Origin of the sequence: Microcoleus sp. S13_C3 (assembly GCF_036700905.1) — a bacterium.
In the GTDB taxonomy this organism is placed as follows: Bacteria; Cyanobacteriota; Cyanobacteriia; order Cyanobacteriales; family Microcoleaceae; genus Microcoleus.
In genome coordinates this window covers 38641-45431 of the sequence record NZ_JAUBPT010000010.1, presented here as the reverse complement: position 1 = coordinate 45431, position 6791 = coordinate 38641, and the positions used below count along the sequence as shown (strand labels likewise).

Genomic DNA, 6791 nt, shown 5'->3' with positions numbered 1-6791 from the left:
TGCCTGTATGTGGCACAGGCATCTTGCCTGTGTATGGAACAGCCATCTTGCCTGTGTGTGGCACAGGCATCTTGCCTGTGTGTGGAACAGGCATCTTGCCTGTGTGTGGAACAGGCATCTTGCCTGTATGTGGAACAGGCATCTTGCCTGTATGTGGAACAGGCATCTTGCCTGTATGTGGAACAGGCATCTTGCCTGTTAAGCTAAAATGCCGCACTAGGGTTAATTAATACCGACCTAATTAATTGACAAAAATATAGGAAAATTTAGATAAGAGTTAAGTTAATTGGGAGAGTAAATCGTGATTATTTGGGTAAACGAGCAAATCGATCCGTCGGGCATTCTTTATTCTTGCATTGCTTGTTGCGACGAGACTCAAGCGAAGGATTGCCACGAATCTTTTGAGAAGAATTTGACGGCAGAGCAAAAACAGCAGGGCTGGGTTGCTACCTTGCGGACTGTTAGTTCTTGGGATGAGGTGCCTGTTAATGCTTTGAAATTGAATTAATGAGTGCAAGTCATCAGCAGCTTTAGTCTCGCCGTATTTCCGTTTGAGATCCACGGTAGGAAAACGTGGGATATCTGTTCGTCCAAGGTAAGATAGCTCGATCGCACATTGGTCAAAATAACAGAGGTTTTGTGAAACTGAAGGCAAAAAGCTGCAAGCATTTGGGGCTGCCAGTCTGAGGATTGTGCCCTGGAAGGGGCGGGAATTTTGGCGGAAATTTTCGGGCTGGCACTGCTGCGAACACGCTAGGACGAAAAAGCGTGCAAGTGCGATCCTCTTCGAGGGCTCCGCTAACGACAATTCGCATTTCTTAAACTGATTTTAGCATTACTATTAATAGATAGAGGCATTTCCAATTGTCTAGTTAAATTTTTATGATTGAAACCTTATTTCACGCTTATACGCCTCTAGTTATCTGGACGGGCTTAGGACTGCTGCTGTTTCGGTACATCCCAGTAGATTTTCCCAAGCTGCTGAGCCACTTTCTTTTCTGGATTGGGATACCGCTGCAAATTCTAGTTTTAGCCCGTCAGAGCGATTTTTCGGGTGCTGTGGGATTCACGCCGGTCATCGCCATATTCGTGTTATTTCTGAGTACGAGTTGTGCTTGGCTGACTTGGGTATTATTGCGTAGGCTGAGTGCGGCCCACATCAAAAAGCCCTATTTTCAGGGCAAAAATTCTCTGGTAAATTTATTCTTATTAAATTTTAATTCCCTGAAGCGATCGAGCGAAGGGAGTTTTATCCTAGCTTCGATGTTAGGGAATACGGGCTTTGTTGGATTAGCAATCACCCCGTCTATCATCAGCACCGATAACACCAACTGGGCGGTCTTGTACAGCGTCACTAACAATGTTATTGGAACTTATTGTTTCGGTGTATTTATTGCTAGCTATTTCGGGAACTCGGAGCAAAAAAATCACTGGTGGACTCAGATCCGGGACGTGCTGACAGTTCCCGCTCTCTGGGCATTTTTAATTGGTTTTTATACTAGAAACATCCCCCTGCCCGAAACAGTGGAATCGGGATTGCAGACTGCTGTTTGGGTGGTAATTGCCAGTGCTTTGCTGCTGGTTGGCATCCGGCTGAGGTCTATTAAGAAATGGGAAAGTTTTGAACTGGCGTTAATCCCGTCACTGTTAAAAGTGGTAATTGTGCCGGTGCTAATCGGATTGGGTGCTAGTTATTTCGGATTGAGCGGCGATCCGAGGTTCGTGTTGGTGTTGATGTCGGGAACGCCCACAGCTCTTTCCGTGCTGATTTTAGCAGAAGTATACGAGCTCGATCGCGATTTGTTAGCTAGCAGCATCGCCATCACTTCTGTCGGTTTGTTGGTGATGCTTCCGCTATGGTTAGCTGGGTTTAGTTGAAGTTGGGCGATCGTGTGGGGGCTCAGAAACCGGGTTTCTTTCCAAAATTTCGCTGGGGATTCCAAGACGATCGCAGAAACCCGGTTTCTTGGATTTGGATCGCGTTACTAAAACAGGAAATAAACCCAACACTAATGATTGTTGCCAGACTTTTGAGAGTTGGTATAATATAGAAATCACTTCAATGAGGTTATAGGTATGACAACCATATCCGACGAACAAACAGCTATTCTCCGTACCGAAAGAGGACTGTCCCTCGCAGGTACGCGCATCACTATCTACGACATCATGGACTATGTGACGGCTCAATATCCGCCTAAGTTTATCAGGGGATTATTTGACCTTACAGAGGAACAAATTAATGCGGCTTTAGCTTATATTGAGGCCAATCGCGCTGAGGTTGAAGCTGAGTATCAAATGGTTCTTAAGGAAGCTGAGGAATTGCGGCTGTATTATGAAGAAAAAAATCGCGATCTGATTGCGAGAATTGCGGCCCAGCAACCAAAACCTGGTGAAGAAGCTATTCGAGCAAAACTTCAAGCAGCCAAAGCCAAACTTGATGCTAAAGCATAATTTTTTTGATCGATCGTAATCTCAACGGACACGCCCTAATTTTGTTTGGCTCTATTGCTAATCAAGGTTGGCTTGATATCATCCCAATTCGTTTTGTCACCTAAAAGGAGATTGCTTTAATATGTTAACTAAATACATCCAAGCTGCCATGAAGCAAGCTAAATATGAAATTTTCCCTGATGATGGGACTTTCTACGGAGAAATTCCTATCTGTGAGGGAGTCTATGCAAATGCTGTAAGTCTCGAAGCTTGTCGAGAAGAATTGCAAGAGGTATTGGAAGACTGGATTTTACTTAGTCTCACCCTGAAACTTCCTTTACCTGTCCTTGATAATATCGACCTTACAGTTACCAAGGAAGTTGCCTGATGCCTCCTTTAAAACCCGTCAAACGTCGAGACTTAATTTATTATCTGAAACAACTGGGATTTGACGGCCCCTATTCGGGAAAAAGGCATCAGTTCATGTTGAAAGATAACCTTCGCATTACCATCCCCAATCCTCATCAAGGTGATATCAGTGCCAACTTTTTAGCTAAGATTTTGCGACAGGCTAAAGTTGATATTAGTGATTGGGAGAACCTCTAATTTGTGGAATGGTGTAGAAAAAGATGTTGCAGTGCTAGGAATGGGTCATCGTCCGCTCATAGGGACTGCACTACTTGAAGATTGTCATCTCAGTAGAGACTTCTGTGATGGTGGTACGGTTATTGTAGATGATATTTTGCGATCGTGAGTGAGGAGGAATTTGATTATAATTTTGGGTGCGATCGCACTTCCGTGACTTGCGAGTAATCAGCTAGTAATATAGTTTTTAATCTCAAAGTATGAGAGAATTAATGTAGCAGAAAATTCTTAAATACTATGACGCTTAAAAATCTTGAATCTAAAGTTATGACGCTTCCAAAGGACTCTCAAGTAGCACTATCGCGATTCCTAGAATACTCTCAAATCCCATCGCCTAGTCCACGAGGAGAACCACATACAGTACATTGCATGGGGACTATGTTCTTACGAGAGTCAGTCTCCTTAAGTCCGATGAAACGCTTGGCCCAAGGATAACGATCTAAAAGAACAGCTATACTGTTTTCCAAAACTCCTGTTTCATTATCAAGTTTTGCTAAGTCTGTATAACTCATTTCTTCATGCAAGGTTCGACATTGGCAAGAAGAACACAATAAATTCATTTTAAGAGTCATCGTAGTAACCTCTTGATTATTTAGCTAGGTATAAATTTTATTTTGTGCGTTTTAACTTTGACAACTCCAAACCGTAGCATTCAGTACCCAATTTTCCCAACCATTCCAAACCAATTTAGTAAAAATCGGTACAATTCAGTTGACAACGTAGGATTTGGCAGAATATAGTACACTAAACCTCGCTCAACGCTGACGTATGAATGTTGAAGATGTTGTACAATGGATGAATAATTCGATTTTTGATAAAACAGGAGAACATCTCACACCCGTACAGGAAGCAATAGTGACGGGTGTTTGGCAAAGGCAAAAATATCCTCAAATAGCTAAAGAGTTTAATTGCAGTGAATCTCACGTTAAAAAAGAAGCGGCTAAGTTATGGGAAAAGTTGCGTGAGGAATTAGGAGAAGACCTTAATAAATTTAATTTTCGTTCCAAGTTAGAGAAAAAATATCGTGTTTCTCAAGTTGCCCATTCTGGAGACTGTTTACAAATTGATAATGTTAATATTTGTGGTGAATTTCTACAAACTATAAAAGATTCCCAAACGCCATCGCCCTTTCCCCCTGAATCTCCCCAAAATCAAGCCCGATCGCCCATAATCAATTTAACAGACGCACCCGAATTAACCAGCTTTTACGATCGCACCTCAGAACTCTCCACCCTCAAACAATGGATATTACAAGCCCATACCCGCTTGATTACCATCTACGGCTTAAGTGGAATTGGCAAAAGTGCGATCGCCCTCAAACTCATCGAACAAACTCAAACCGAATTTGATTATATTATTTGGTTAAGCCTCGCTGACACACCCACACTTTCAACCGTCCAAACCGAACTCAAGCAATTTTTTGGGCGATCGCCACAACCCCCATTACCCACAATCATCGATTATTTTCGATCCTTTCGCTGTTTAGTAATCCTTGATGACGTAGAAAATATTTTTAAAAGCAGTCAACTAGCAGGTCAATATTTAGTAGGCTATGAAGACTATGGCAAATTTTTTAAACAAATTGCCACATCCTCTCATCAGAGTTGTTTAATTATCCTCAGTTGGGAAAAACCCAGAGAAATTACTGCTTTAGAAGCACTAAACCTACCTGCACGAACTTTACACCTCAAAGGTTTAGGGGAAGAATCGGCAGAAATACTCAGAGAAAAAGGATTAGCAGATGAGCAAAAATGGTCAGACTTGATCGCCCTTTATCAAGGTCATCCTTCCTGGTTAAATATCATAGCTTCAACAATTTTAGAATTCTTTGACGGTAGCGCTTCCCGGTTTTTAACCGATAATAATGATATTTATTTAGGTGACTTAGAAACCATTTTAGAATCTCACTTAGAGCGTTTATCGGACTCATAAAAAAAGGTGAGCCATTGGTTAGCAAGTCAAGATGAAGCGGTAGATATTTCCCAAGCACCTGCCGATATTGAGTTATCTAAATCAGAATTTTGGCAAGCCATACAATCTTTAGCGCGGCGCGGCTTACTGGAAAAAGTACAAGTAGGATCGGGAGCGCTATTTTTACTCAATCCTGTATTTCAACAATACATTCAATCCAAGTCAAATCCTAGCAGTATCAAACTGTAACATCGATTGCACTTCTCAACTTCTACATCGATCGCATAAAAGCATTCACCGCATCATATTGATCGGCCATCCGCGAATAAAACTCGATCGATCGCAAATCCAACTCCGGCAAAAGTTCACTCTTGCTAACCAACTCATATCCCATTGGACGCAAGCAATAAACCGAAATTACCCCATCCTCCCAAAACCAAACCTCCTGCACTCCCACCCGACGATAGATTTCCAGCGTATCAATTCCACCACTTGTAACTGTTATTTCGAGCGCCAAATCTGGAACCGACTTGCGCGTACCCAAACAGTAAGACTCATCTGGTTCCTTCCGTGCACCCAACTCCTTCATCCCGATAGTTGTACTACCACGGGCGTAGAAACGAATGTCTTTCGTCCGCATATAAATTTCTAAAAGCTGGCCTAAAGTGTTTCTAGATTCTTCATGTTCCTCAGAAAAAGGAGCCATAATTTCTAAACACCCATCCAAATAAGTTAAATGCGCCCCAGTTGCCGCCAAATCAGCATCCAATTTTTCCAGAGTCTCCCATGTCACGTTAGACAGGAGAGCCGCACCTGTACCCAATCCTGCTTTAGAAATTGCGACAACCATCTGACTTACCTTTTACGATCGCTTTTTTATATTAGCGAATATTAGCTAAAGTTTCAAATCAGATTGCTCTAAAATTTCGCACTACAATGAACAATAACTGCACGGAAAAGACGATGAACGAGACAATAACTGCTACATATCTGCCTCCTGCATTCCCCGATCATACCCAATTACCAGACGAAGACGGTACATTTGTAAAAAATTTTCAGGAGCATCCCCAGAGCATCATTCTGACAGATTCGATCGGGCCGGTTGTAGAGCGGCTGCATCCAGACGGACAATATGCGATCGGGCAAGATTGCGGCATTTACTGGCGAGAAACTGACCCGCCAGAGCGAGGTGCAGAAGCACCGGATTGGTTTTACGTGCCGAATGTACCCGCAACACTCGATGGTTTTCGCCGTTCTTATGTACTTTGGCGGGAACACATGGCTCCGTTCATTGCTTTAGAATTTGCTAGCGGTAATGGAGAGGAAGAGCGCGATCATACTCCCTTGACTGTGGCCCCTGACGGTACAACAACTAAACCCGGTAAGTTTTGGGTGTACGAGAGAATTATCCGCATTCCTTACTACGGTATTTATGAAATGAGAACTGGCAATTTAGAAGTCTATCACCTGATAGATTTTGTGTATCGAAGGATGGAGCCAAACGAACGCGGTCACTATCCCATTCCTGTACTAGATGTAGAATTGGGACTGTGGCAGGGAAGCTATCAAAATCAAGAACTGCTTTGGCTGCGGTGGTGGGATTCCCAGGGGAATTTGCTGTTAACTGGCTCCGAACAAGTTGAAATTGAGCGGGCTAGAACCGAACAAGAACGGGAAAGAGCCGAACAAGAACGGGAAAGAGCCGAACAAGCAGAGCGAAAAGTGGCCCAGTTAGCGGATAGACTGCGAGCAATGGGAATCGATCCCGATGCTGAGGATTGATATCAAAGTCCCAAAACTATCTC

At 43.0% G+C, this 6791-nt stretch carries 11 protein-coding genes; 9 read left to right on the top strand and 2 right to left on the bottom strand.

Annotated features, from left to right (window positions below; translation table 11 throughout):
* From QUA16_RS04830 to QUA16_RS04805, 6 genes are all read left to right on the top strand, one after another.
* Positions 1 to 230, top strand: a 230-nt coding sequence (locus tag QUA16_RS04830) for a hypothetical protein (protein WP_333181034.1), incomplete at its 5' end; no start/stop codon positions are given.
* A gap of 71 nt (positions 231 to 301) precedes the next feature.
* On the top strand, positions 302 to 508 hold the full coding sequence (locus QUA16_RS04825) for a glycogen debranching protein (protein ID WP_333038077.1): 207 nt from the start codon (positions 302 to 304) through the stop codon (positions 506 to 508).
* A 374-nt stretch (positions 509 to 882) separates the two neighbouring features.
* Complete coding sequence (locus tag QUA16_RS04820) at positions 883 to 1878, top strand: AEC family transporter (RefSeq protein ID WP_333102001.1); 996 nt, start codon at positions 883 to 885, stop codon at positions 1876 to 1878.
* 198 nt (positions 1879 to 2076) lie between these two features.
* The gene (locus QUA16_RS04815; RefSeq protein ID WP_333102002.1) at positions 2077 to 2451 is read left to right on the top strand and encodes a DUF433 domain-containing protein; all 375 of its coding nucleotides are present in this window, start codon (positions 2077 to 2079) and stop codon (positions 2449 to 2451) included.
* 121 nt (positions 2452 to 2572) lie between these two features.
* Positions 2573 to 2818 (top strand): type II toxin-antitoxin system HicB family antitoxin, encoded by a 246-nt coding sequence (locus QUA16_RS04810; RefSeq protein ID WP_015178899.1) that lies wholly within the window; start codon positions 2573 to 2575, stop codon positions 2816 to 2818.
* The gene (locus QUA16_RS04805) at positions 2818 to 3036 is read left to right on the top strand and encodes a type II toxin-antitoxin system HicA family toxin (RefSeq protein WP_333102003.1); all 219 of its coding nucleotides are present in this window, start codon (positions 2818 to 2820) and stop codon (positions 3034 to 3036) included. The genes QUA16_RS04810 and QUA16_RS04805 overlap by 1 nt, the downstream gene beginning before the upstream one ends.
* Before the next feature lie 359 nt (positions 3037 to 3395).
* Here QUA16_RS04805 and QUA16_RS04800 read toward each other — a convergent pair whose 3' ends face one another.
* Positions 3396 to 3647: a hypothetical protein gene (locus QUA16_RS04800; protein ID WP_333181033.1), complete on the bottom strand. Its 252-nt coding sequence runs from the start codon at positions 3645 to 3647 to the stop codon at positions 3396 to 3398.
* Between the two features lie 196 nt (positions 3648 to 3843).
* On the opposite strand from QUA16_RS04800, the gene QUA16_RS04795 reads away from it, so the two are divergent.
* Both QUA16_RS04795 and QUA16_RS04790 read left to right on the top strand, forming a co-directional pair.
* Positions 3844 to 5007 carry an NB-ARC domain-containing protein gene (locus tag QUA16_RS04795; RefSeq protein WP_333181032.1) on the top strand — a complete coding sequence of 388 codons (1164 nt, stop codon included), beginning with the start codon at positions 3844 to 3846 and terminating at the stop codon, positions 5005 to 5007.
* 6 nt (positions 5008 to 5013) lie between these two features.
* A complete protein-coding gene (locus QUA16_RS04790; RefSeq protein WP_333102006.1) occupies positions 5014 to 5235 on the top strand; it encodes a hypothetical protein in 222 nt (73 codons plus the stop codon).
* Between the two features lie 22 nt (positions 5236 to 5257).
* Here QUA16_RS04790 and QUA16_RS04785 read toward each other — a convergent pair whose 3' ends face one another.
* On the bottom strand, positions 5258 to 5836 hold the full coding sequence (locus QUA16_RS04785; protein ID WP_333102007.1) for a Uma2 family endonuclease: 579 nt from the start codon (positions 5834 to 5836) through the stop codon (positions 5258 to 5260).
* A 113-nt stretch (positions 5837 to 5949) separates the two neighbouring features.
* Between QUA16_RS04785 and QUA16_RS04780 the strand changes: the two genes are divergently transcribed.
* Entirely contained in the window at positions 5950 to 6768 is an 819-nt protein-coding gene (locus tag QUA16_RS04780; protein ID WP_333102008.1) for a Uma2 family endonuclease, read from the top strand.
* The last annotated feature ends 23 nt before the right edge of the window (positions 6769 to 6791 follow it).

Excerpts from the sequence above, each read along its gene's own strand:
- QUA16_RS04820 (WP_333102001.1), top strand. The coding sequence starts at position 883 with ATGATTGAAACCTTATTTCACGCTTATACGCCTCTAGTTATCTGGACG.
- QUA16_RS04815 (WP_333102002.1), top strand. The coding sequence starts at position 2,077 with ATGACAACCATATCCGACGAACAAACAGCTATTCTCCGTACCGAAAGA.
- QUA16_RS04810 (WP_015178899.1), top strand. The coding sequence starts at position 2,573 with ATGTTAACTAAATACATCCAAGCTGCCATGAAGCAAGCTAAATATGAA.
- QUA16_RS04805 (WP_333102003.1), top strand. The coding sequence starts at position 2,818 with ATGCCTCCTTTAAAACCCGTCAAACGTCGAGACTTAATTTATTATCTG.
- QUA16_RS04800 (WP_333181033.1), bottom strand. The coding sequence starts at position 3,647 with ATGACTCTTAAAATGAATTTATTGTGTTCTTCTTGCCAATGTCGAACC.
- QUA16_RS04795 (WP_333181032.1), top strand. The coding sequence starts at position 3,844 with ATGAATGTTGAAGATGTTGTACAATGGATGAATAATTCGATTTTTGAT.
- QUA16_RS04785 (WP_333102007.1), bottom strand. The coding sequence starts at position 5,836 with ATGGTTGTCGCAATTTCTAAAGCAGGATTGGGTACAGGTGCGGCTCTC.
- QUA16_RS04780 (WP_333102008.1), top strand. The coding sequence starts at position 5,950 with ATGAACGAGACAATAACTGCTACATATCTGCCTCCTGCATTCCCCGAT.